Here is a 24,010-nt window from a genome sequence, read left to right on the forward strand (position 1 = left end):
ATGTCAGACGAAGACCCGTTTGCAGAACCCGACGACACCGACAAGACGGTGATCCGCCCCAATCCGGGCGGTCGCCGCACCGGGGCGCAGCCGACACCCGCCGCGGCGCCGGCGGCGGCAACGCCAGAACCGGCACAGCCGCCGGTGGATGCCTTTGGGGTGCCCGCATCGGCCGCCCCGGCGCCGCCGCCGCGCGCCAGTGCGGCCGCACCGGCCCCCAGCCTGACCGGCATGAACCAGCTGATCGCTTGTGCCAGCATCCTGTTCTCGCTGATCAGCCGCATCCGCAACCGCGCCCAGCACATGGATCCGGACAAGCTGCGCCAAAGCGTGGTGGCCGAGGTCCGCGCCTTTGAGAACCGCGCCCTGCAGGCCGGAATTTCGGCGCAGAATGTCAAGGTCGCGCGCTATGCGCTTTGCGCGACGCTGGATGATGTGGTGCTGAATACCCCCTGGGGCGGACAATCCAGCTGGGGTCTGCAATCCATGGTCGGCACCTTCCACCGCGAAACCGTCGGTGGCGACCGGTTCTATGACCTGCTGGCGCGGCTGGAAAAAGAACCGGGCCAAAACATCGACATGCTGGAATTCCTTTACATGTGCATGTCGCTGGGATTCGAGGGCCGCCTGCGGGTCGAGCAGGGCGGATCGGAAAAGCATCTGCAGATCCGCGGCGCCCTGGCGCGGATCATCCGCGCCCAGCGGGGGCCGCTGGAACGCGATCTGTCGCCGCATTGGCCGGGGCTGGACAAACCCTTTAAGCCGCGTTCGGTCTGGCGTGTCGTCTGGATCGCCATCGGCGTCACCGCAGGCCTGCTGGCGCTGCAGTTCGTCGGCCTGTCCTGGGCCCTGTCCACGTCCACCGAACGGGTGGTCGGCCAGTTGTCGGTGATCGACAGCGGCCCGGTGGCGGAACTGCAGCGCCGCGCGCCGCCGCCACCGCCACCGCCTCTGGCGCCCACCGCCGAGCAACAGTTGAAAAAGGTCGAAGGGTTTCTGCAGCCCGAGATCGACGACGGCATCGTCGAGGTCTTTCAGAAAGGCAACACCCTGATCGTGCGGATCAAGGGCACCGGCATGTTCGGGTCCGGCTCGGACGAGCTGTCGCGGAGCTTTCGCGCGCCGGTGGACCGGGTGGCCAAGGCGCTGAACGACGAGCCCGGCCCGGTGATCATTGCCGGACATTCCGATAATGTGCCGATCCGCTCGTCGCGGTTCCCGTCGAATATGGCGCTGTCCCTGGCGCGCGCGAAATCGGTGATGACGCGCATGGCGCGGGCGCTGGACGATCCCGCGCGCCTGTCCGCCGAGGGGCGCGCCGACAAGGAACCGATCGCCGATAACGGCACGCGGCAGGGCCGCGCCAAGAACCGCCGGATCGAGGTCTTGCTGGTGCGGGAGGACGGCACATGATCCGCAGAACCCTGAAATTCCTGTTCGGCTCGATCTATACGATCCTGTTCATCGTCGCGGCGATCCTGTCGGCCTGCATCTGGTTCTTCGCGCCCTTCATCGGCGGCGAGACGTGGCGGCCCTTTGACAGCATGTTCAGCCGGCTTGTAACCATCGGCTGCGTCTGGGCGTTCTTCCTGTTGCTGATGGGGTTCATCTTCTGGCGCCGCCGCCGCAAGGCCAAGGCGATGGCCGAGGATATCGCCGAGACGGTGGATACCGGCGCCGATGACGCGATGAGCGAGGAGCTGGGCGAACTCAAGGCCAAGTTCAAGACCGCGATCTCGGAACTGCGCAAGTCCAAGAACGGCCGGCGGCACCTGAGCGAATTGCCCTGGTACGTGATGATCGGCCCGCCGGGGGCCGGCAAGACCACCGCCATCGTGAATTCCGGCCTGCAGTTTCCGCTGGCGGATCAGACCGGCAAGGCCGCGGTCGGCGGTGTCGGCGGCACCCGCAACTGCGATTGGTGGTTCACCAATGACGCGGTGCTGATCGACACGGCCGGGCGCTATACCACGCAGGAAAGCGATGCCGAGGCCGATAATGCCGCCTGGCTGGGCTTTCTCGGGCTGCTCAAGAAATACCGCAAGCGCCAGCCGATCAACGGGGCGATGATCGCGATCAGCCTCAGCGACCTGTCGCTGCAGGACGAGGTCACCCAGAAAAGCCACGCCCAGGCGGTGCGCCGGCGCCTGAACGAGCTGCGGCAGAATCTGGGCGTGCGTTTCCCGGTCTATGTGCTGTTCACCAAGGCCGACCTGATCGCCGGGTTTTCCGAGTTTCACGACAATCTCGGCAAGGAGGACCGCGAACAGGTCTGGGGCTTTACCCTGCCAATGGAAAAGGCGCGCGGCGAAGCCTCGCCCATGGCCGCCTTTGATGACGAATTCGGGGTGCTGTTGGGGCAGCTCAACGCGCAGTCGCTGGAACGCATGCAGGCCGAGACCGATCATCAGCGCCGGGCGCTGATCGCCGGTTTTCCCAGCCAGGTCGCCTCGATGCGCCGGGTGGCCCGGGATTTCCTGACCGAAGTGTTTCAGGACAACCGGTTCGAAAACCGCCACATGCTGCGCGGGGTCTATTTCACCTCGGGCACGCAAGAGGGCACACCGATCGACCGGCTGATGCTGAACATGGCCCAGACCTTTGGCATCGGCCGGCAGGCCATCGGCAGCGGGCAGGGCACCGGGCGGTCGTTCTTTCTGACCCGGCTGTTTCGGCAGGTGGTGTTCCCCGAGGCCGGGCTTGTATCTTCGGATGACAAGGTCGAACGCCGCTATCGCTGGGCCAAACGGGTGGCCATCGCCGCGACGATCCTTATCGCCCTGACCACCGGCAGCCTGTGGGTGCGCAGCTATCTGGGCAATGCCGAAATCCTCGCCCAGACCGAGGCACAGGTGCAGGCCTATCAGACCGCCGCTGCCGCCCTGCCGCCCAGCCCGGTGGGCGACACCGACCTGCCGCCGGTGGTGGCGGCGCTGAACACGCTGCGCGATCTGCCGGGCAACCCTGTCCTGACCGATCCCGAGCCGGAACAGCGGGTGCGCTATGGCCTGTATCAGGGCGAGGTGATCGGCACCCAGGCGGCCCAGACCTATCGCGCGGCGCTGAACCGGCGCCTGTTGCCGCGCCTGCTGCTGCGGCTTGAAGAGCAGATTTCGGCCAACATGAACAACCCCGAGCTGCTGTATGAGGCGTTGAAGATCTATCTGATGCTGGGGCTGCAGGGGCCGATGAATGCCGAACTGGTCAAGGAATGGATGCAGATCGACTGGTCGCTGGCCTATGCCGGACCGGCCCGGACCGAGCTGCGCGAGGATCTGGCCAGCCATCTGGACGCGCTGCTTTCCCAGCCGATGGAAGAGATCGCGCTGAACGGCCCGCTGGTCGATCAGGTGCAGGGTCTGCTGTCGGAAATGCCGCTGGCCCAGCGGGTCTATAACGGCATCATCAACAGCCCGCAGGCCGCCGCCTTGCCGAAATGGCGGATCACCGAGGCCGGCGGCCCGGCGGTGCGCCGGGTTCTGGTGCGCTCGTCCGGCAAGGCGCTGAACGAAGGCGTCGAGGGGATCTTTACCTATAACGGCTTCAACAACGTGTTTCTGAACGAAGCCGTCGGCGTCGCCGCCCGGGTGGCGCGGGAAAGCTGGGTGCTGGGCCCGCGCGGCGAAGCGGAACAGACCGATGCGGCGCTGCTGGCGCTCAGCCGGGATGTGCTGGATCTCTACTACAACGACTTCATCGCGCGCTACGATTCCATCCTGGGCGATATCGACATCGTGCCGATGGAAAGCCTGTCGCATGCGGTCGAGGTGACCAACGTGCTGTCCGGGCCGACCTCGCCCATCGTCAACATCCTGACCGAGATCTCCAAAGAGACCCGCCTGACCGAGGAACGTTCGATCGTCGATACCAGCGAACTGACCACCGGCGCTGCGGCGGTGGCGGCGATCGAGTCGCGCTCGACCCTCAGCGCGCAGGCCCAGATCATGCTGAGCGCGCTGTCGCGGGCGGCCGCCGCCAATACCGGCGAGCCGCCGAAACCGCCCGGTGCCTATGTCGAAGAACGCTTTCAGTGGCTGCACCAGCTGGTCGAACGGCCCGAGGGCCAGCCCTCGCAGCTGGACATGCTGATGGCGGTCCTGACGGATGTCTATCAGCAGCTCAACAAGATGTCCTTTTCCGGGGTCAGCGGCGGTGCCGAGGGCGGCGCGGCGATCCTGCAGTTCCAGCAGGCGGCCAGCCGCATCGACGGCCCGGTCCAGCGCTGGGCGTCGCAGATCACCACCGGCTCATCCGGTATCACGGCGGATGGCACCCGGGCCTCGATCAATGCCAGTTGGCAGGCCAGCGTGCTGCCCTTTTGCGACAAGGCGCTGAGCAACCGCTATCCGTTCAACCGCCGCGCCCGCGCCGATGTGGCGATGCAGGATTTCGCCAGGCTGTTCGCGCCGCAGGGGCTGATCGACAGCTTTTTCAACGAGCATCTGCTGAAATTCGTCGATACCCGCACCCGGCCCTGGACCTGGAAACGGATCAATGATGTCGATCTGGGGATCTCGCAGGCGGTGCTGGTCCAGATGCAATACGCTGCCGAGATCCGCGATGCGTTCTTTGCCGCCGGCCCGACACCCGCGGTGCAGTTCCAGATCACCCCCGAGGCGCTGGACCCAAAGGCCAAGTCGGTCACGCTGGAGATCGACGGCCAGCAGGTCGGCTTTGCCCATCGCGGCGGCCAGCCCAACCCGGTGGCGGTGACCTGGCCCGGCTCGGTCGGGCTGGCGCGGGTGATGTTCCAGCCCGACAAGAAGAACATCGAAAGCGTGCTGTCGCGGGACGGGCCGTGGGGCTGGTTCCGGCTGCTGGATGCGGCCGAGGTGCGCCGCACCAACGTGTCCGACCGCAAGCGGGTGATCTTTAATGTCGGCGGGCGGATCGCCATTTTCCAACTGCAATCCGGGTCGGTGATCAACCCGTTTGCCCTGCCGGCGCTGGCCAAGTTCAGCTGCCCGAAGTCGATGTGATGGCAGAGGGGTTCGGTGCATTTGGCAAGATGCCGTCGGTTGGCGATTTCTTCCGGCTGAATCCGCCTGCCGGGTTCGTTTCGGTCTGGGACGAATGGGTTCAACGCGCCATGCTGTTGGCGCAATCGGCGCTGGGGCCGGACTGGGACGCGTATTACATGTCGGCGCCGATCTGGCGGTTCAGTCTCAGCGCCGGGCTGGCCGGCCCGCACAAGGTGATGGGGGTGGCGATGCCTTCGGTGGACCGCGTCGGGCGGCGCTTTCCGCTGACCCTGATGGCGGCGGTGCCCGCGCCGGGCCCGGCCCCGCTGGACCATTTCTGTCAGGACCCGCTGTTTGAACGGCTCGAAGACCTGGCGCTGGACGCGCTCGAGGACGGCATGACCCGTGATCTGCTGGCCCAGCGGCTGGCTGAAATCCCGGCACCGCAATCCCGCCCCGTCGCCCGCGTGCGCAAGAGCGGCGCTCACAGCCTGACCCTGAGTGATGCCGCCGGCTCGGTCTTGCCGGACCTGGCCGCCGGACTGTTGGCGGAACGCCACCGCCACCCCAGCCTGTGGCGTGCGGTGATCGACCAGTCCCAACGCCTGCTGGTCTGTGAGGGGCTGCCCGAGGGGTCCGCTATGCAGGGCTTGTTCCATCTCGACGCACCGATCTGGGCCGAGGCAGAGCCGGCATGAGCAACGGGTTCCGCGATATACGCTATAACGCCAAGTCCCATGTGGGTCTCAAGCGCAAGGTCAACGAAGACGCAGTGCTGGCCCTGCCGGATCAGGATATCTGGGTGGTGTCTGACGGCATGGGCGGGCATGACGCGGGAGACTACGCCAGCCGGCTGATTGCTGACACGATCGCGATGATCCCGCCGGGTCTGGACCCGACGGAACGGATGCATGCCCTGCGGGACGCGATCCAATCGGCGCACCGGATCATCCAGAGAGAGGCCGAGGCCCGCGGCCGCGGGGTGATCGGCGCTACTGTCGTGGCGCTGATGCTGGCCAACGGGCATTTCGTCGGGCTGTGGGCCGGCGACAGCCGCATCTACCGGCTGCGCGGCGGGCGGATCGAGATGCTGACCACCGATCACTCGGCGGTGGCCGAACTGGTGATCGCCGGACAACTCAGCTGGGACGAGGCGGAACAGCACCCGCAGTCCAACGCGATCACCCGTGCCGTCGGGGTCGGCGACACGCTGGATCTGGACAAGGTGCGCGGCGAGGTGCAACCCGGTGACCGGTTTCTGCTGTGTTCGGACGGGCTGACCAAATACGCGACCTTTGCCATGCTGGAAACCACGCTGGCGGATTTTCCGATCGAAACCGTGTCTGATCGATTGATCCAGATCGCCCTGACCGGCGGCGGGGCCGACAATATCACGGTCATCGTTCTGGACGTGGTCTGACGCGGCTCAGGGTTTCGCGGTCACCAGAATGCGGCTGTCCAGCGACTGGATACTACCGTGATCGGCCTCGAAATTCTCCTGCAGGGCGCGGGCATAGCCGACCGCGGATTCCGTCGTCGGACGCAGGCCGTCAAACAGCGGCTGTGCCGAATGCAGCACGATGATCTTGCTTTTGCCCAAGGTGCTGTCATCGACCCGAAAGGCCAGCCGGCCGTTGCTGGCGGCCTCTTGCAGGTCATAGGCGACGCGCACCGTGACCGCGCCGGACCGGCCCTGGCGCAGCGCCGCCACGGAATTGTCCTGCCGGTTGAGATTGGGCAGCAGATGGAACACGTCGCCCGACACGTCCAGGATCGACACCGTCAGATAGCCCTCGGTGACATTGGCGGGCAGCACGATGTCGATCACCGGGTTCTCGCCGACAAAGAACCGCCCCGACGGGTTCGGTTCATCGCGGTCGCCGACGATAAAGGACACGTCGATGCCGCCCGGCGGGGCGCTGGGCAGATGGCTTTCGATCAGGCAAAGCGTCGGATTCAGAACCTCGACATCCAGCACCACGTTGCGCTCTCCGGCCAGAGCGCGCAGGGCGTCAAACAGCCCGATCCGGGTGGCGGTTTCGGCCACGCGCCCGGTCACCACTACGTCGGTTTCGGGGCCATAGCCGACCGGACCGGCGCCGGGCAGAGTCAGTGGCCCGCAATCGGCCATCTCGTCCAGCACGGGGGTCAGCGTTTCCGCGCTCAGAAAGACCGGGTCCAGCCGGATATCGGCAGCACCGGTCAGGGCACCGGGCAGCCCGTTGGCAAAGGCCGCGGACAGGCGGTCATGCAGGGCTGCATCCGAGGTGACGCCGCTCAACTGAGCCGCGTTGCCGTTGATCACCAGTCGCCACTGGTCCAGCGGCTGGACCCGGTCCAGCAGGGCCATGACATCGGTCGGCCAGGTGTCGGCCAGATCGCCCGAGGCCAGCGTCAGGTCGGCTTGACCCGATTGCTGCGTCATCAGCCGGGTCAGGGCGGTCCGGGATGTATCGTCCGGAACATAGCCGACGGCGCGGGCGGGGCCCTCGGCGGGTTTCTCGACAACCAGCGAGAACGGGTCGGCCACCGGATAACCGGAGCCGCCGAACATGCCGGACAGATAGGCGCCGACCCCGCCCAGGCCCAGCGCCAAAACGGCCAGCACCGCGAACAGCCCGCTGCGGGATTTCCCCCCGGGCGCCGGAGGGGCCGCCGACCGGGACGTTTTTGCAAGCGATGCGGCCTTTTCCGGCGCGGGCGTGCGCGGCGGCGGTACGATCACCGTAGCATCGGGGTCGTCGACATCGCCATCGACATCGGGCGCGCGCAGAAATTCCAGCACCGCGTCGGCCGATTGCAGCCGATCTGCCGGCAGCGGCGCGGTCATCCGGTCGATCAGCGTCTTCAGCGGTTCGGGCACGCCGGTTGTGTCCAGCGGCTCGCTTTTCTTTTGCACCACTTCCATCGGGTTGCGGCCGATATCGGGCGAGGCGCCGCGATAATTGGCCAGCAGCAGCGCCCCCAGCGAATAGATGTCGGACCGCGCATCGGTCTGCCCGTTCAGTTGCTCGGGCGCGGCATAGGCATATTTTCCGGCGAATTCGTTGCCGACGATGGTTTCGGCGCCGGGATTGGTATCCTTGGCGATGCCGAAATCGATGATCACCGCCTGCGCCGGGTCGCCGCCGCGCAGGATGATATTGTCCGGCGACAGGTCGCGATGCACGATGTTGCGGCGATGCGCCGCCGCCAGCCCCTCGGCGACGCGGCGGCAGACGATCAGCAGATCCTCGGCCGGCATCGGCCCCTGTTTCAGCTTCTTGTCCAGACCGGGGCCTTCGACATAATCCATCAGCAGATAGACAAGCCCGTCCTGGGTGCGGTGGTTTTCGGAATAGCGCACGACCGCGTCGTGCCGGACCTCGCGGATTTCCTCTTCGCGGGTCAGCAGGACCAGATAATCGTCATTGCCGGAGAATTCGGATTTCAGCACTTTCAGCGCCACCAGCCGCCCCGATATCTCGCTGCGGGCGCGATAGACATCCGACGTGCCGCCCCGGCCCAGCAGGGCTTCGATCCGATAGGTGTTGTTCAGCAGTTCGCCGGGCTGAAAGGCGTCGCCGGGGCGCGGGTCGATCATGCCGCGCCCCTGGTGCTGCTCACGCTGTCCAAGTCACCCAGCCGTCTTAACCCAGCGCCTGGAACTCGACGCGCCGGTTCACGTCGGCCCGCGGGTCGGCGGTATCGAACGGTGCGCTTTCGCCCATGCCGATCGCTTCCAGCCGGTTCTCGGCAATGCCGCAATCGGACACCAGGTGATGCTTGACCTCTTGCGCGCGCAGCAGTGACAGGCGCTCGTTATAGGCGGCCGAACCGGAACTGTCCGTATGCCCGACGATCTGAAAGACCGAGACATCCACCGATTTCATGACCTGACACAGGGTGGTCAGTTTCGGTTTCTGGTCCTGGCGCAGCGCGGCGCTGTCGAAATCGAACGCGATCTGGATGTTGACCTGATCCTCGGGCGAGACGGCGGTATATTCCTTGGCTGCGGCGGGGGTCACGCTGGTGGTGGAACTGGCGCCGTCCTGCTGCGCCGCCGGAACGATGACCAGGCCGCGCGTCTTTTGCTTTTTGAACGCGTCGGCGATCTCTTCGGCGGTCATTCCGCTGGCATCCTGCGCCGGCGCGACCGAGGGGGCAGCAAAGCCAAGTCCGGCGACCAGGGAGGTGGCAATAAATTTGGAGAGACGAACCATTCTACGTCCTTTGCTGTCGGTTTGAATGACGTTACCGGTCAAGCTTATACCACGTATGGGCGTGTCACAACGATTTTGCAGGTTCCAAATCGCCTGAATTTTCTGTCTTTCTTCCGGGGTTTGAGGCAGAAATGGCTTTACTCATGCCGGACAAGCAGTCTGAATTGACGGATATCCAAGGAGGACCCATGCGTCTACTACCCGCAATCCTGATCGCCGTGGCGCTGGTTCTGGTGCCGGTTCTCTGGGTCGGGCTGACCTATCTGCTGTCCGAAGAGGATTTTCAGGGATCGGCGGTGGATTCCGGTGCCCGCATCGAGATCGAGATGTTGCGCCAGCAGGTCGAGGATCTGCAGGGACGGATGAAATCGATGGAGGGCGAGATCGCGGGGCTTTCTGCGGGCATTGGGCGACAAAGCACGCTGGTGCCCAACATGGATGACGAGGACGCGATCCTGCGCGGCACCGGGCCGAACGAGATCATCGACGCCTATGCGCAGGTGGTTCTGATCGCGGACCGGCTCAACGTGAACCGGGGCTTGCAGGTGGCGGGGCCGCGCTATCTGGAGCAAAAACTGGGCCGACCACGCGACGCGCTGAGCGATACCTGCGAGCCGATGACCAACGAAAACCTAAAGGGTAAACTGGTGCTGGAACGGGTCGGCCCGATCCGGGTGCGCATGCTCAAACCGGCGGCGGACAGCCTGCGCCGGGTGTTCGAGAATGTTCGCCGCGCCGATCCCGATCTCTATGCGCGGATCAACACTTCGGGGTCGCTCTGTGTGCGCCGCATCCGCGGCACCACCAACAGCCTGTCAACCCACAGCTACGGTCTGGCGCTGGACCTCAACATTGACGGGCATCTGGACAATTTCACCGATGGCAAGACCCAGCTGGGCCTGACTATTCTGGCGGATTTCTTTCATGCCGAAGGCTGGGTCTGGGGCGCCGGATTCCGCCGCGAGGACAGCATGCATTTCGAGGTCAGCCGCCGCCAGCTGGACGAATGGCTGGCGCAGGGATTGCTGTAGCCGGGTACCCGGCCCGTCTCCGCCTCGTCGCATTTTTCAGCGCGGCGGGCAGCCCGGAGCCTGTCATTCCAACTGGATGATGACGCAGGTGAAATCGTCCGAACTGGTCACCCGGGTATGATGGCCTTTTCCGTGCTTGTCCTCCATATGCCAGACATCGCCCGGGCCGACATCGCGAAATTCGCCGTTACTCGCAGTCACCCTGACCGACCCGGACAGGCAGACCAGCTTTTGCGCCACCGGCGTCGGGTGGATCGGCTCGTCCCATCCGGCGCGCAGTCTGAGAAACATCGTCCGGGTCGCCGGTTCGGGTTCCGAAACCTCGATATCCTGCGCCGGTGGGGCGAAACTGCGGGTCTGGACGCGGACCTGGACATCGTGCCAGCGACTTTCGCCGTCGGCATCCGCAGTGAGTTTGACATAATTCACGATACGTGCCTCCTACTGCGCCGCGCGATGCAAGCGTGCAGCGGAACTGGGCTTGTGGCACTACGGCCAGCGCGACAATTCATTCACCGGCAGGGGCTACTCCGTGAGCCCATAGGCCAGGCGAATGGCCTTTTGCGTGCCGGGGCCGAACTCGCCATCGATGGCGCCGGCGTAGAACTCGTATTTCTTGAGCTGTGATTGCAGGGCGCGGCGGGTCTGGCGGCTGAACATCGCCGGCCGGGTGGTCAGCAGATCCAGAACGTCGGAACTGCCCGAGCGCAGGGCGGCATAGAGATAGCGGGCGGCATCGCCTGGCCCTTTGCTGTCGATCAGCCCGTCATCAATCAGCGCGGCAAAGTTGAACTGGGCCTGCGGATGGCGCAGGTCGGCGGCGCGCTCGAACAGCTCCAGCGCTTTCAGCGGATCCGGCGTCAGGCCCAGCCCGCCCTGATAATAGAGAAAGCCCAGATCGTTGATCGCATCGGCATAGTCCTGCCCGGCGGCGGACTGGTACAGTTCCAGCGCCCGCGCCGGGTCGGGCGGCACGCCGGTGCCGCGCTCATAGATCTTGGCCAGTTCAAACTGCGCCTCGGGCGAGCCAGCCGCCGAAGCGCGTTCCAGAAAGGACACCGCCTCGGTCGGGTCAAAACGCCCCTCGCTGGGGTTGAGGCGGATATAGGCCAGCCCCAGCATCGAACGGGTGTCGCCCAGATCGGCCAGCGCCAGCAATTGCTCTTCCTGATCCGGGCGGATCGCCGCCCAGGCCGCCTGGCCGATGCTGCCCGAAATGTCGATCTGACCGTCCGCGGCGCCGGCCAGATAGAAAGGAATGCCGGTCAACGAGCCATAGGTATGCGGCTCTTGAAGGTTCTTGGTCTCTTGCAGCACCATGTCGCGCACCTGGCGGAACATCAGGCTGATTTCCAGCCCCGGCTTGACCATCTTGTCCATCAGGGCGCGGGCATAGGGGCTGTTCTGACCGGTGCCGTCCAGCGCCACCTGGCCGTCCCGGGCGGCAAAGGCCACCAGCGTGCCGCGATCCGGTTTCGCCGCCGCCAGCCCGCCGCCGCCGCGCGTCGATTGTGGTCCGACGCGGCCATTGCCGGCCAGCGACTGGGTCAGGTCGATCGTGTCCCCTAGCGGGTTGTCGCGGCAGCTGTCCAGGATCACGATGCGCATCTTGCGCGCCCGCTCGACCGTGGCCAGCAACTGTTTCAGCGAGATCGACTGGCGCTGCACATCCAGATTATTGCGAATTTCGGCATCGACCGGGATCAGGAAATTCTCGCCCTGCACCTCGACCCCGTGACCGGCGAAATAGATCAGCGCCAGATCGGCGGTTTCCGAGCGAAAGGCGAAATCCTTGAGCAGTTGGCGCAGCTGATCGCCGGTGGCGTCCAGCGACAGGGTGACGTCGAACCCGATCCCCTTGAGCGTGTCGGCGATGGCGCGGGCATCATTGCGGGTGTTTTCCAGCGGTTCGATAGTGCGATAGGCGCCCAGACCCAGCACCAGGGCCACCCGGTCGGTGGCCGCTGCGGCACTGGCCGCGATCAGGCAAAAGACCCATGTTGCGATGATCCGTATCGCCATTGCCATCTGTTATCCTGTTGAAACGATTGCGTCCGCGCCGCGCAGTCTATCGCAGAAACCGCAAAAGAACAGGTCAGATATTCGTGACCCCGGACGCAGGTGCGGCAGGCGGCACAGGCGGCGTTGTCAGGACCGGCCTGCCTCTTGCATGCGGTCCGACGCCGGTGGCGCGTGAAACCGCACCGGTGGTCCGATGGCCCGGCGGCAGGACGCCGCCGGGCCGGGACAGGATTATCTCCAGAACACGTCGCTGAACACGCGGCGTGCGATCTGGTCGCGCCGCAGGCCGATCTGTTGCAGCTGCGCATCGCTCAGCGCCTGCAGGGCCTTGACCTGCCGTAGACGCGCGTTGGACCTGCCAAGCGCAGTCAACGCTGTACCGATTGCCGCAAAGGCGCGGGCGATCGGATTGGATGTCGGGCCAAAGGCCGGGTGATCCGTCGCATAGTGTGCCATAAGAAACCATTCCAGTTCTGTTACGATCCTCTCCCCACGGCGGCAGGTAGCGATCGGCGCAGCCGTCTGTTAGGGATATTTCTGCATATGCGTCATGCACTGGATGCATGGCTGGCTGTCCGTTATCTGTAGCGGATCGTGGGTATCTCTGGCCGTATCGGCGCGCAGAGCGCTGAAATTCGGGGCCAAACTGGGGAAGCGACGGCCGCAGTGATCGGCGCGGCATCACAGAAAGCGGGAAAGGACCGAAGGATTGAAACGAAATACATGTCGATTTGTCGGGGTTTTACGCCGGCAATCGGAACCAATGAACCGGTCCGTGCCCTATTGCGGAGCAGACCGGGACCCAGGCGCGGGCAGGCAAGGCCGGGCAGGCCGCTTGGTCGGGGGCGTCGCGATCTCGCCCATTCAGGTATGCGGTGACGGCATGGCCGCACCGGTACACGTTCCTCCCCGCCCGCGCCGGAACCGGTTGCCGATGGGGGGCGAAACTTGACCCCGCCCAGCGACAGCCCGCCAGTCGCGCCCAGCAGCGGCGCGCAACGGCTGATCGGCTATGACATCGACCTGTCCGGCGGCGACGGGCGCGCACGCGTGGTGCTGCAGGTCGACGACCGCCACGTAAACCGCATCGGGTGCCTGCATGGCGGCATCATCGCCATGATGCTGGACGCCGCCGCCGGTTTTTCGGCGGCGCTGGTGCGGGGACCGGAACTGGCCCCGCTGGTTACCGTGGCCCTGAACACGCAATACATCGCCGCCGCCACCGGAGGGCGGGTGGTGGCCACCGGCCGGGTCAAGCAGGCCGGCGGTTCGATTTGCTATGCCGATGCCGAACTGCGCGATGCGGACGGCCGGTTGCTGGCCACCGCGGACGGGGTGTTCAAATATCTGCGCCGGGGCTGAGTGTGGCCGCCCCGGCGGGACCGCTCAGGCGTAAAGCCCTTCGGCGGCGGCGCGGATGGCGCGGATGTTGGTGCCATAGACCTCGGGCTGGCCGACCGAGCCGCCCTTGAACACCGCCGAGCCCGCCACCAGCACATCCGCGCCGGCCTGCGCCACCAGTGGCGCGGTGACCGGATCGACGCCGCCATCGATCTCGATATGGATCGGGCGTTCGCCGATCATGTCCCGCAGCGCGTGGATCTTGGCCGTCATGTCGATGAATTTCTGACCGCCAAACCCCGGGTTCACGGTCATCACGCAGACCAGATCAATCATGTCCAGCAACTCGGCCACAGCGCCGGCGGGCGTGCCCGGGTTCAGCGCGATGCCGGCCTTGGCGCCGGCGCTGCGGATCGCCTGCAGGGTGCGGTGCACATGCGGGCCGGCTTCGGCATGGGCGGTGATCACGTCGGCCCCGGCCCGGGCGAAATCGCCGATATAGGGATCGACGGGCGCGATCATCAGATGCACGTCCATCACCCCCTTGATATGCGGACGGATCGCGGCACAGGTGGCCGGGCCAAAGGTGATGTTGGGCACGAAATGCCCGTCCATCACATCGACATGGACCCAATCGGCCCCCTGGGCTTCGATGGCCTGGCATTCGGCGCCGAAATTGGCGAAATCGGCGGACAGGATGGACGGGGCGATCTTGATCTTGCGGTCAAACGTCATGGGGCACCTTCGGTTCGTGTCTTTTGCAATATAGGCGGGCAGGGGGCGCCGCAACAGAGGCTGCGGCGCGGCATCAGGCGCGGTAGAACAGATAGCGGTCCGGCGCGATGCTGTCAGGGCCGGCGATGGGCTGGAAACCGACCAGCGGCTGGCCCGACACGATCAGCCCGCCGGGCTGCATCACTTGCGCGATCAAGGGGCTCAGCCGGGCCGCCTCGGCGACGTCGTCGGCCTTGATCCCCATGCCGAAATCGTAATGCGCCAGCGCGATCCTGGCGCCTTCATCGTGCAGCCGGTTCAGCATCGGTTCGGCCTCGCCCTGCAGGAAATCGCGCGCCGGCGGGGTGCACGAGGGGTGACATTGCAGCACCCGGTCGACCACCCAGATGCGGCGATCCGGCAGGATCTCGCGCAGATGGTCATAGGTGCGCCCGTTGCCCAGCCCCAGATCCAGCACGTCGCCCGCCTGTCCGGCGACCTGTTGGGCGGCCCAGTTCAGCCCGTCGCGCTGCGCGGTAAAGCGGCGCAGCATCGAATCAAGTCGGCTCATTCGTCTCTCTCCTGTCATCCGTGGCAGCCCAGGGGCGCACCGGTCCGGTGCGCAGCCGGGTCAGCAACTGTTCGGTGAATTTCCAGATTGCGTCGTCATGAACCAGATGATGGGTCAGGACGCCATAGGGTTCGGCATTGTCGGCCTCGCCCGTACGGCGCGCGGCCAGCTGGCGCACCAGCTGCGCGATCAGCATGTCCGGGTCGGCCAGCGAGCGGCCCGCACGCCAGGCGATCGGGTCCAGATGGGTATTGATCCGGGCCAGTCCCGGTGCCGCGAACGGCGCGTCGCGCGGCGTGAACGTGGACAGCATCCGGTATCCCGCACCGGCCAGTTCGGCCGGCAGGCCGGGTGCGATGCGGTTCCAGGGCGGCACGAACATCGGCACCATGCGCGGTCCGAACAGCCGCCGCAGGCGTTGCAGCCCCGCCGCCGCCTCGGCGCTCATCGCCGTCAGGGATCGATGGGCGCCGAATTCGGCATTCTTTGCGCCGTCCGGCGCGTGGCTGACATGCGCCCAGCCATGCACGACCGGGATCGTGTGCGGCGCCAACGCCGCTGCCAGCGTCGGTTCGGCGCGCGCCGGGATCACCGCCAGATGCAACGGCAGGTCCAGCTGCGTCGCCATGTCCTGCAGCCGCTCCAGCGCCGGGCCGGGGGCGACAGCGTCATCGTCGCGCCACCACAGGGGCAGTGTCAGGCCGGATGCCGCCCAGCGGTCCAGTTCCGCGTCCAGTTGCGACCAATCCACCGTCATGCGCGGGCGTCCAGCATGTCTTGGGCCAGTGCCACGGTCCGCGCCGCGCCGTCAAAGCACAATTGCGGCCCGTGGCGCGCGGGGGCGGTCAGCACCTGCCGCACCGCCGCGCACAGCCGGTCCGGCGTCAGATCGGCGGTGCGCAGGGTGGTGATGCCGGGCAGGTGCGACAGGGCCTCTGCGCGCAGGGTCTGTTCCACTTCGCGGCCGTCGTCAAAGGGCACGAAGACCGCCCGCGCGCCGGCCTGCAGCACGTCCAGCGCGGTGTTATAGCCGCACAGGCTGACCGAGGCGGCGACATGGGTCAGCATCTGCCGGAAATCCGGCCGTGCCGGCTCCAGTATCGCCGGCCCGTCGCCTTTTAGCGCGGCGATCCGTTGCGTCGCATCCGCGCCGCCGAACAGCAGCCGCCAGCGGTGTTCGGGCATCTGCCGCGCCGCCGCGCAGGCGCAGGCGAACAGCGCGTCGCCCACCGATCCGCCGCCGGCGCTGACCAGTATCTCGTCTTCGCCGGCGTGCTGCGGGTGCGGCCCCGCCGGGGCAGGGGCGACATAGCCGGTATAGCGCAGGCGCGCGGCCAGTGCCGGGCTGACCGGCCAACTGGCCTGCAACCGGGTGCTTTGGGCATCCGAATGCACCAGCACCGCATCGTAGTGGCGCGCGATGATTTCGTCGGTCGCCTCGGCCTTGGCGGGTTTGGAGGGCGGCGCCAGGATGTCGCGCACCGAAGACAGAACCAGCGGGGGCCGTGGCAGATCGCGGGCGCGCTCCAGCAGCGCCTGGAACTCGGCTGTCAGCACGCGCCGGCCAAAGGGGAACAGCTCGGTGATCAGCACATTCGGGGCGAATTCGGTCACCGCGCGGATCAGATCGTCCTGCCGCTGCTGCAGCAGGGCCGCGCCGGCCTCTGCGCCGGTTTCGTCCAGCAATCGCGTGAAATTCACCCCATCCGAGCGCAGCGGTGGCAATTGCCAAAGGCGCACCTGGCCGATCTGCAGCTCGGGCAGGGGCAGACCGCCGCTGACCAGCAGCGCCGGGTGCCCGGCATCGCAAAAGGCCCGTGCCAGATTGAGCGCCCGGCGCAAATGGCCGGTGCCCAGCAGATGCGTGACCACGATCATCGCTCTCATGCGCGCGGTTCCAGGCGCAGGGGGTCGGGGTCGGCGTCCAGCCGGGCCCCGTCGAGCGTCAGCAGATACAACCGGTTGCGCTTGATGCGAAACGGCGCGGGACCGTGGAAATCCCAGCCATGGGCGCGCGCCAGCAGCACCCGCATGATGCCGATGTGACAGACCGCCACCGCGTCCCGGGTCAGCGCCGCCAGCCAGGGGCGCAGGCGGGTTTCCAACTCGGCCGGGCTTTCGCCGCCGGGCGCGCGATAATCCCAACCCCAGTCCTCGATGTGACGAAACCCCGAGGCCGGGTCGGTCACCAGATCGGCGCCGCGCAGACCCTCCCAGTCGCCCCAGTGCATCTCGGTCAGGGCCGGCGCGGTGCGGGGAGGGCGCCCGGCGACGATGCGGGCGGTTTCGGCGGCGCGCTGCAGCGGGCTGGACCACAGGTCGGCCCCGTCCCAGGGCGGCGGCAGACGGAACCCGGCCAGGTCCGCGCGGGCACCGTCATCCAGCGGGATATCGCTGCGGCCCTGGATGCGGCCGGCGCGATTCCAGGCGGTATGCCCGTGGCGCAGCAGGGCCAGCCGGATCATGCGCGCGCCTCCAGCAGCGGCGACACGGCAGACCAGAACGTCGCGCGGGCGCGGTCGGCCAGGTGGTTTTCGCTGATCGCCTGTCGCGCCGCCATGCCCAGACGGCGACGCAGGGCGGCATCGCCCAGCAGCGCGTCGATGCGCCGCGCCAGCGCGGCGGGTCCCGCCTGGGGCGCGGGATAATCGCCCGGTGCCAGCACATCGCGCACGCCGGGGCGATCCTGCGCCACCACCGGCAAACCGGCGGCCTGCGCCTCGAGATAGACCATGCCGAACCCTTCGTTCACGCCGGGCCAGAAAAACAGGGCCGCCGCCTCATAGGCGCGTGCCATGGCCTGCGCATCGAGCTGGCCCAGAAACCGCACGCGGTCGCCAAAGGGCGCCATCAGTTCGGCCACTTGCAGGCGGGCCGGGCCGTCCCCGGCGATATGCAGCCGCCAGCCGCTGTCCCCCAGATGCGCCAGTGTTTCGGCGATCAGCGCATAGCTGGCCAGCTTGTCGCCTGCCCGCATCATGCCCGCCGCCAGCATCGGCCGGTCCGGCGCGGCGCAATCGGCGGGGGCCGGCAGTGTCTGCCGGGGCAGAAAGGGCGGCAGGTTGACCAGCCGCTGGCCCGGTGGCGCATGGCGCTTCAGGGTGATCAGGTCATGCGCGGTGAGATAGAACACCAGACTGGCGGCGTCGGTGGCGGCCTCGGCGCGGGCCGCGAACGCGGCCCAGGGTCCGGTCAGGCGTTTTCTGGCGCGGCTCGCCTCGATCTGCACATAGGGCAGGTTCAGCGCGGCACAGACCGCCGGCCCCAACAGGTCGGGGGCCTTGTAGTAGTTGTGATAGGTGACCCACAGCGCCGGCCGCCGCCGGGCAAGCGCGCCGATCAGCCTGTCGATTTCGGTGCGGGCCTGGGCGCATAGCGCGGTCTGGCGCGCCGCATCGCCGGCCTTGTCATGCACCTGAAATTCGGACACCAGATCGACGCTGGCGGCGTCGCCGCCAATGGCCGCCCGCAGCGCCCGGCCAAAGGCCCGGTCGCCTGAAGGTACCGGATGTGTCGGCGGTTTCATCGGCGCGTAAAAGGCCACGCGCCTCATCGCTCGGAACCGTCCCGCATGAGGTCGGTCAGGCGCCCGGACAGGCGCGCGATCCCCGGCGACATGGTGAATTCGGTACGCAGCCGGTCCAGTGCGGCCTCGGCCATCGCTGCGGCACGCTGCGGATCGGCGGCCAGCTCCGCAATGGCGGATGCCAGCGCAGCGGGCGTGTCCTCGACCAGCGTGCCATGGGTGCCGTGGGCGATGAATTCCGGGATCGCGGACACCGCCGTGGACAGGATCGGCAGGCGCTGGCTGGCCGCCTCCATCAGCACGTTGGGCAGCCCGTCCCGGTCGCCGTCACCGGCAATGCGGCTGGGCAGCACGAACAGGTCCGCGCCGCGCATCGCCGCGATCACCTCGGGCTGGTCGCAGGCGCCGCGCCAGGTGATGCGATCACTTATCCCGGCATCGCTCGCCTGCCGCGCCAGCGGCGCCTGCAGCGCGCCGCCGCCGATATGGGTCCAGTGCCAGTCCAGCGTGGCAGGCAGTTGCGCCAAGGCCGCGATCAGCCGGTCAAAACCCTTTTTCTCGACCAGCCGGCCCACCGATACCAACCGCAGCGGGTCGCCGGGTTGGCGCGATGCACGCCGGGGCGGATCGGGAAAGCGCGACAGGTCCAGCCCGTGATAGATCAGGTCGATGCGCCCGGGATCGGCCGCCAGGCTGCGCAGTTGGGCCGCGCCATAGGCGGTGCAGGTGGCGCCAAAGGTCGCGCCGCTGCCATCCGCCGAGAGTTTTTCCGCGATCTCCCAGTCCGGCGAGGTCCAGATGTCCTTGGCGTGGGCGGAAAACGCCCAGGGCAGATCGCGCATGATCGCCGCATAGCGCGCGACCGAAGCCGGGGTATGCAGGAAATGGGCATAGATGCCGCGCGTGTCGGCGGGCAGCTCGGCGGCCAGCACGCAGGCCTGGCCAAAACGGCGGATGCGGTTCCTGTCGCGGTCTCGCGCCAGATCGGCGCGCCAGATGTCATAGGCGCGCCCATAACCGGGTAGGCGCCGCGCCACCGCGCGCGCATGCCAGATGCGGGCCGGCTCGTCGTGCAGGTATTCCGGCAGATAGCGCACCTGCGCCTTTAGCCGGTCATGCAGCGGATGGGTCTTGGCGTCGGTCGGGTAGCGCAGCGACCAGATGTCGAAATCGAACCCGGCCTGTTCCAGCGCCACCAGTTCCTGGGCGATAAAGGTCTCGGACAGGCGCGGCCAGCCCTTGACGACGACAGCCAGCGACGCACTCATTCGGCGGCCTGCTCCGTCGATCCGGACAACAGCGCGGCAATGCGCCGGGTGACATAGTCAAGCCCGTCCAGGAGACCGCCGGACATCGCCTGCGAGGGCAGGGGCTGTCCCGGCAGGGCGCGGATGGCGTGGATCATCGAGGCGGCCGTCATGCCGTCGCGGGTCTCGTCCAGCATCCGCACCAGGCCCAGATCCTCGGCGCGGCTGGCGCGGATATATTGTTCCAGGCGGGGCACCGTGCGCGGCACGATGACGGCGCGCTTGTCAAAGGACAGCACTTCGCAGAACGTGTTATAGCCGCCCATGCTGACCACGCCCTGGGCACCGGCAAACAGCGTCTCGATCTGCGATTCAAACCCGACGGCGGTGACCCGGCCGTTCAGCTTGCCGACCCGGGCCTCGAACTCGGCGCGGGTGTCGCCGGACAGGAACGGGCCATAAACCAGAATCGCGCGCGGTGTCAGATGCGGGTCCTGTTCATAAGCCGACAACACCTGATGGACCATCGCCTGCCCGTCGCCGCCGCCACCGGGCGTGACCAGGATATAGGGCTGCTCGGGTGGATCGTCCGCGCTGCTGACGCTGCGCCGCAGATAGCCGGTCCAGTGCATCCGGCGCCGCGCCGCGTCGGTGAGGTCAAGCCCCGCTGTCGGGTCATAGATCGAGCGCAGCCCATAGACCCAGATCTCGTGGTAATAGGTTTCGGTGGCAGCGATGCCCCCCTTGCGGTCCCATTCGGCGGCCAGAACTTCGGGGTCGTCCAGCACGTCGCGCAGACCCAGCACCAGACGCGTGCGGCCGGTGCGCGCCAACAGGTCCAGCGTCGGCAGCAGCTCGCCGCGAAATCCGGTGGGTTCCTTGTCGACGATCAGCACATCCGGGTCGTATTGCTCGGCCGTGGCCTTGATCAGCCCGGCGCGCAGATCTGTGGTCTGTTCGATATCCATGCCCATGGTCTGGGATTCATAGCTGCCGTCGCGCAGCTTGGTGACGCCGGGCAGGCGCACGTGATCGACCCGCGAGGGAAAGGTGAACCGCCCGGCAACGGGCGATCCGGTCAGGATCAGCGCCGAGGCGCTGGGATCGGCGCGGGTGATCGCCTCGGCAAGGGCGCGCGACCGGCGCAGATGGCCCAGCCCGAACGTGTCGTGGCTGTACAGCATGATACGCGGCGCGCGGCCATCCGGGGCGACAGGACGGTTCATCCGGGCAACGTCAATGGCGACGTCAATGGCGACGGCAAGGAAACGGGCAGGAGAGTGGCCCCTGATCCGTACAGCACGGGGGCAACGAACGGGTCCCGTCGCAATTCGATCTCCATGTCTCGCCCCTTGTTACGGCGCACCGGCGGTGCCGGCCCGGGTCAAAACGTCCTTCCGGTCGGGCGGGAATGCGTCTGCCGGGCCAATTCGCTTCCTAGTATTAAAACTGGGCTTGAATGCAAACCATAAACTGCTCACGACATGACACCATCCGGCGATGCGGTTTGCACAGACAAACCCGCTTCTATAGCTATTGATTAACCATGCAGTTTGGGAATTGGCTCGGGATGCGAAAAACTCTGTTGCACGCGGTGCTGTCCGCGTTTCTGTTCGCGATGCTGGCGGTTTCGGTCTCGGCACAATCGCTGCCGGGACTGGGGGGCGGCGGTTCCGGGGACAGTGCCGCCGCCGACAGCGACCTGAGCGCGGCGATAAAGCAGGCAGCGGAAAGCGGCGTCAACGTCATCGTTCTGGACGGCAACGGCCAGCTTGTCGCGGCGGTTGCGCCGAAACAGACGGCCACCGATACCGGCCACCCGATGGAAAAGACCTCGCGGCTGATGTGGGCGCAATCCGAGGTCAAGAAGTTCCGCGAGACGCTGCGCGAGCGGCTGGCGGCCCTGCCCAATTCGGTGAACGAGGTGGCGTTCATCCTGCGCGCCACCAGCCCGGATGGGCGCATCATGACCTATGTCGAGGTGCTCATGTGGAGCATTGCCCTGTTCGTCCTGGGCTATGTCGCGACGCGCGAGATCTATGGCAAGCGCCTGGTCCGCAACTTTGTCGTGTCCAAGGTGCGCGAGGCGCCGCAGGGCTATCGCGAAAAGATGCCGTTTCTGGTGTTCCGCTTTTTCATGGGGATCGGGGGCACCTTGTTTGCCATGCTGGTGGCCTATGTCGCCGGCAGCCTGATTTTCGGACCGGTGGACGACCAGTCGATCGAACTGACCATCGCGGCGATCTATGCGACCTTTTTCATCTCGCGCACAGTGGCAGATCTGTGGCGCATGCTGCTGTCGCCCTTTCTGCCGCAATACCGCATTCCGGTGCTGTCGGACAAGGATGCCAAACGGCTGTATCGCTGGGCCTGGATGCTGGCCAGCTACAGTATCGCGTCGATCATGTTCGCAACCTGGATCGCCGATTTCGGCCTGAATTATAACGTCTATGCCATCCTTTACGGTGTGCTGACGCTGGTCGGGGCCCTGGCCAACATCCTGATGGTGCTGTTCAACAGGCGGGCGATTTCGAACGCCATCCGCGGCGGCAAACCCGCGGCCTCGGTGACCTGGCTGACGCGGGTTCTCTCGGTGGCCTGGGCGCCGCTGGTAATCGGTTATGTAATCTTTGGCTGGTTCGAACTGGCCTTTGATCTGGTGCTGGAACAAGAGGTGTCCGTGCCGCTGATTGCCGGCGCCTATGCGGTGTTCCTGTCGATCATCGTGGTCTATGGCGTCATCAACTATGTGATCGAACGCTTTTTCGACCGCAGCCGCGCGGTTGAAAAGATCAACAGCGAGCTGGCCGCCGCCGAGGCCGAGGAAACCGCCGCCGAGGGCGAGGAGCCAAAGGTGCTGCCGCCGCAGCACGAGATCATGACATACGAGGCGTTGGCCCGCCGTGTCGCCGGTATCCTGGCCTTTGTCGCAGGTGCTTACGCGATGCTGCGGGTCTGGGACCCGGAAAACCAGGTGCTGCCGGATTCGGTTCTGGGCGATCTGCTGGATGTGATCAGCATCCTGTTCATCGGCTATATCGTCTATAATTTCTTCCGCATCTGGATCGACAGCAAGATCGCCGAAGAAACGGTGGATGAGGGCGAGGCGGAACTGGGCGATGAGGGCGGCGGCGGCAGCGCCAGCCGTCTGGCCACGCTGTTGCCGCTGTTTCGCGGTGCCATCCTGGCGGTGGTGGTGGTGGCGATCGCCCTGACTGCGCTGTTGGAACTGGGGATCAATGTCAGCCCGCTCTTTGCCGGGGCCGGGGTGGTCGGACTGGCGGTGGGCTTTGGCGCCCAGACGCTGGTGCGCGACATCTTTTCGGGCGCGTTCTTTCTGGTCGATGACGCCTTTCGCAAGGGCGAATATATCGACATCGGCGATGTGAAGGGCACGGTGGAAAAGATCTCGGTGCGTTCGTTCCAGCTGCGCCATCATCTGGGGGCTCTGAACACCATTCCGTTTGGCGAGATCAAGGTGCTGACAAATTATTCGCGCGACTGGGTGATCATGAAACTGCCCCTGCGGGTGACCTATGACACCGACGTGGAACGGGTGCGCAAGCTGATCAAGAAACTGGGCCAGGAATTGCTGGATGACCCGGTGATCGGCGACAATTTCATTCAGCCGCTGAAAAGCCAGGGCGTGATCGAGATGCAGGACAGCGCGATGATCATCCGGGTCAAATTCATGACCAAGCCCGGCGATCAGTGGCTGGTGCGCAAAAAGGTCTACGAGGAGATCCGCGCCCTGTTCGCCCGCGAGGGCATTCATTTCGCCCATCGCGAAGTCACCGTGCGGCTGGCGGATGCCAATCCCAACGATCTGACACCGGACCAGAAAGAGGCCGTGGCGGGCGCGGTACAGGGGGCGATCGACGAGGATTACCTGGACGATATCGGCCCCGGCGGCGGCAGCGGCGACGACCGCTAGGCCCGACCCGGACCCGGGCTGGCGATCAACGCGCCGGTGCTGGCCAGCACACAGGGCTTGCCCAGCCGGGCGGTCAGGTCGGCGCAGCTGTGCCCCAGAAAGGCACAGGTGCACAGCCCGACACCGGTGACATCATTGATCAGAACCAGCCGCGTGCCCTGAAATTCCAGCCGGAACCCCTGATCCGCCAGGGCGGTGATCAGACTGTTCCAGTCCGGCGCATTGGCAAAGGCCGGACCCAGATGGCAGGCCAGCGTCACCGCGGTTTCGCAATCCAGCGCGCTTTCCTGTCTGCCGCGGGGGCGGTCTGTCCAGACATTGGGCACGGGCTGATCGGGGCGGGAAAACAGAATACTCATTACCAAACTCGTCTCGATTTATGACTGTTACATAGAAACTGTTTCATTTGTGTATCGAAATAATGTGGCATTTTAGGGGAATGGGTCGGGCAAATTCCCGAC

At 66.2% G+C, this 24,010-nt stretch carries 21 protein-coding genes; 7 read left to right on the forward strand and 14 right to left on the reverse strand.

Going from position 1 to position 24,010, the window contains the following annotated elements:
• From tssL to ACFMPD_RS09665, 4 genes are read left to right on the forward strand one after another with little or no spacing between them, the layout of a single operon-like run.
• The gene (gene tssL, locus ACFMPD_RS09650; RefSeq protein WP_380993619.1) at positions 1-1,413 is read left to right on the forward strand and encodes a type VI secretion system protein TssL, long form; all 1,413 of its coding nucleotides are present in this window, start codon (positions 1-3) and stop codon (positions 1,411-1,413) included.
• The gene (gene tssM, locus ACFMPD_RS09655) at positions 1,410-4,979 is read left to right on the forward strand and encodes a type VI secretion system membrane subunit TssM (protein WP_380993621.1); all 3,570 of its coding nucleotides are present in this window, start codon (positions 1,410-1,412) and stop codon (positions 4,977-4,979) included. Before tssL ends, tssM begins: the two co-directional genes overlap by 4 nt.
• Entirely contained in the window at positions 4,979-5,659 is a 681-nt protein-coding gene (gene tagF / locus ACFMPD_RS09660; RefSeq protein ID WP_380993623.1) for a type VI secretion system-associated protein TagF, read from the forward strand. The genes tssM and tagF overlap by 1 nt, the downstream gene beginning before the upstream one ends.
• On the forward strand, positions 5,656-6,381 hold the full coding sequence (locus ACFMPD_RS09665; protein WP_380993625.1) for a PP2C family protein-serine/threonine phosphatase: 726 nt from the start codon (positions 5,656-5,658) through the stop codon (positions 6,379-6,381). Before tagF ends, ACFMPD_RS09665 begins: the two co-directional genes overlap by 4 nt.
• A 6-nt stretch (positions 6,382-6,387) precedes the next feature.
• Here the strand turns inward: ACFMPD_RS09665 and ACFMPD_RS09670 are convergent, their stop codons facing one another.
• Positions 6,388-8,544, reverse strand: coding sequence for a protein kinase domain-containing protein (locus tag ACFMPD_RS09670; protein ID WP_380993627.1), 2,157 nt, complete (start codon positions 8,542-8,544; stop codon positions 6,388-6,390).
• A gap of 46 nt (positions 8,545-8,590) precedes the next feature.
• A complete protein-coding gene (locus tag ACFMPD_RS09675) occupies positions 8,591-9,163 on the reverse strand; it encodes an OmpA family protein (protein WP_380993629.1) in 573 nt (190 codons plus the stop codon).
• 188 nt (positions 9,164-9,351) lie between these two features.
• Here ACFMPD_RS09675 and ACFMPD_RS09680 point away from each other — a divergent pair, with 188 nt between their 5' ends.
• Positions 9,352-10,194 carry a M15 family metallopeptidase gene (locus ACFMPD_RS09680; RefSeq protein ID WP_380993630.1) on the forward strand — a complete coding sequence of 281 codons (843 nt, stop codon included), beginning with the start codon at positions 9,352-9,354 and terminating at the stop codon, positions 10,192-10,194.
• Between the two features lie 63 nt (positions 10,195-10,257).
• On the opposite strand, the gene ACFMPD_RS09685 is transcribed toward ACFMPD_RS09680, so the two are convergent.
• The 3 genes from ACFMPD_RS09685 to ACFMPD_RS09695 form a co-directional block, all read right to left on the reverse strand.
• On the reverse strand, positions 10,258-10,623 hold the full coding sequence (locus ACFMPD_RS09685; protein ID WP_380993631.1) for a cupin domain-containing protein: 366 nt from the start codon (positions 10,621-10,623) through the stop codon (positions 10,258-10,260).
• 96 nt (positions 10,624-10,719) lie between these two features.
• The gene (locus tag ACFMPD_RS09690; protein WP_380993632.1) at positions 10,720-12,222 is read right to left on the reverse strand and encodes a caspase family protein; all 1,503 of its coding nucleotides are present in this window, start codon (positions 12,220-12,222) and stop codon (positions 10,720-10,722) included.
• A gap of 225 nt (positions 12,223-12,447) precedes the next feature.
• Entirely contained in the window at positions 12,448-12,672 is a 225-nt protein-coding gene (locus ACFMPD_RS09695) for a DUF1127 domain-containing protein (protein ID WP_380993633.1), read from the reverse strand.
• Between the two features lie 492 nt (positions 12,673-13,164).
• Between ACFMPD_RS09695 and ACFMPD_RS09700 the strand changes: the two genes are divergently transcribed.
• A complete protein-coding gene (locus ACFMPD_RS09700) occupies positions 13,165-13,578 on the forward strand; it encodes a PaaI family thioesterase (protein ID WP_380993634.1) in 414 nt (137 codons plus the stop codon).
• 24 nt (positions 13,579-13,602) lie between these two features.
• Here ACFMPD_RS09700 and rpe read toward each other — a convergent pair whose 3' ends face one another.
• The 8 genes from rpe to ACFMPD_RS09740 form a co-directional block, all read right to left on the reverse strand.
• On the reverse strand, positions 13,603-14,292 hold the full coding sequence (rpe, locus tag ACFMPD_RS09705; RefSeq protein ID WP_380993636.1) for a ribulose-phosphate 3-epimerase: 690 nt from the start codon (positions 14,290-14,292) through the stop codon (positions 13,603-13,605).
• A gap of 73 nt (positions 14,293-14,365) precedes the next feature.
• Positions 14,366-14,842: a class I SAM-dependent methyltransferase gene (locus tag ACFMPD_RS09710; RefSeq protein WP_380993637.1), complete on the reverse strand. Its 477-nt coding sequence runs from the start codon at positions 14,840-14,842 to the stop codon at positions 14,366-14,368.
• The gene (locus tag ACFMPD_RS09715) at positions 14,829-15,599 is read right to left on the reverse strand and encodes a polysaccharide deacetylase family protein (RefSeq protein WP_380993639.1); all 771 of its coding nucleotides are present in this window, start codon (positions 15,597-15,599) and stop codon (positions 14,829-14,831) included. The genes ACFMPD_RS09710 and ACFMPD_RS09715 overlap by 14 nt, the downstream gene beginning before the upstream one ends.
• Positions 15,596-16,729, reverse strand: a complete 1,134-nt coding sequence (locus tag ACFMPD_RS09720) for a glycosyltransferase family protein (protein ID WP_380993640.1) — start codon at positions 16,727-16,729, stop codon at positions 15,596-15,598. The genes ACFMPD_RS09715 and ACFMPD_RS09720 overlap by 4 nt, the downstream gene beginning before the upstream one ends.
• A complete protein-coding gene (locus tag ACFMPD_RS09725; RefSeq protein ID WP_380993642.1) occupies positions 16,726-17,307 on the reverse strand; it encodes a histidine phosphatase family protein in 582 nt (193 codons plus the stop codon). Before ACFMPD_RS09725 ends, ACFMPD_RS09720 begins: the two co-directional genes overlap by 4 nt.
• Positions 17,304-18,368, reverse strand: coding sequence for a glycosyltransferase family 4 protein (locus ACFMPD_RS09730; RefSeq protein WP_380993643.1), 1,065 nt, complete (start codon positions 18,366-18,368; stop codon positions 17,304-17,306). The genes ACFMPD_RS09725 and ACFMPD_RS09730 overlap by 4 nt, the downstream gene beginning before the upstream one ends.
• Before the next feature lie 23 nt (positions 18,369-18,391).
• The gene (locus tag ACFMPD_RS09735; RefSeq protein ID WP_380993645.1) at positions 18,392-19,636 is read right to left on the reverse strand and encodes a glycosyltransferase family 4 protein; all 1,245 of its coding nucleotides are present in this window, start codon (positions 19,634-19,636) and stop codon (positions 18,392-18,394) included.
• Positions 19,633-20,841, reverse strand: coding sequence for a glycosyltransferase family protein (locus tag ACFMPD_RS09740; protein ID WP_380993647.1), 1,209 nt, complete (start codon positions 20,839-20,841; stop codon positions 19,633-19,635). The genes ACFMPD_RS09735 and ACFMPD_RS09740 overlap by 4 nt, the downstream gene beginning before the upstream one ends.
• Positions 20,842-21,185: 344 nt before the next feature.
• Here ACFMPD_RS09740 and ACFMPD_RS09745 point away from each other — a divergent pair, with 344 nt between their 5' ends.
• The gene (locus ACFMPD_RS09745) at positions 21,186-23,549 is read left to right on the forward strand and encodes a mechanosensitive ion channel family protein (protein ID WP_380993648.1); all 2,364 of its coding nucleotides are present in this window, start codon (positions 21,186-21,188) and stop codon (positions 23,547-23,549) included.
• Here ACFMPD_RS09745 and ACFMPD_RS09750 read toward each other — a convergent pair.
• Positions 23,546-23,908, reverse strand: a complete 363-nt coding sequence (locus tag ACFMPD_RS09750; protein ID WP_380993649.1) for a hypothetical protein — start codon at positions 23,906-23,908, stop codon at positions 23,546-23,548. The genes ACFMPD_RS09745 and ACFMPD_RS09750 overlap by 4 nt on opposite strands.
• Positions 23,909-24,010: the final 102 nt, after the last annotated feature.

This window comes from Sedimentitalea sediminis, from assembly GCF_042687825.1.
In the GTDB taxonomy this organism is placed as follows: Bacteria; Pseudomonadota; Alphaproteobacteria; order Rhodobacterales; family Rhodobacteraceae; genus Sedimentitalea.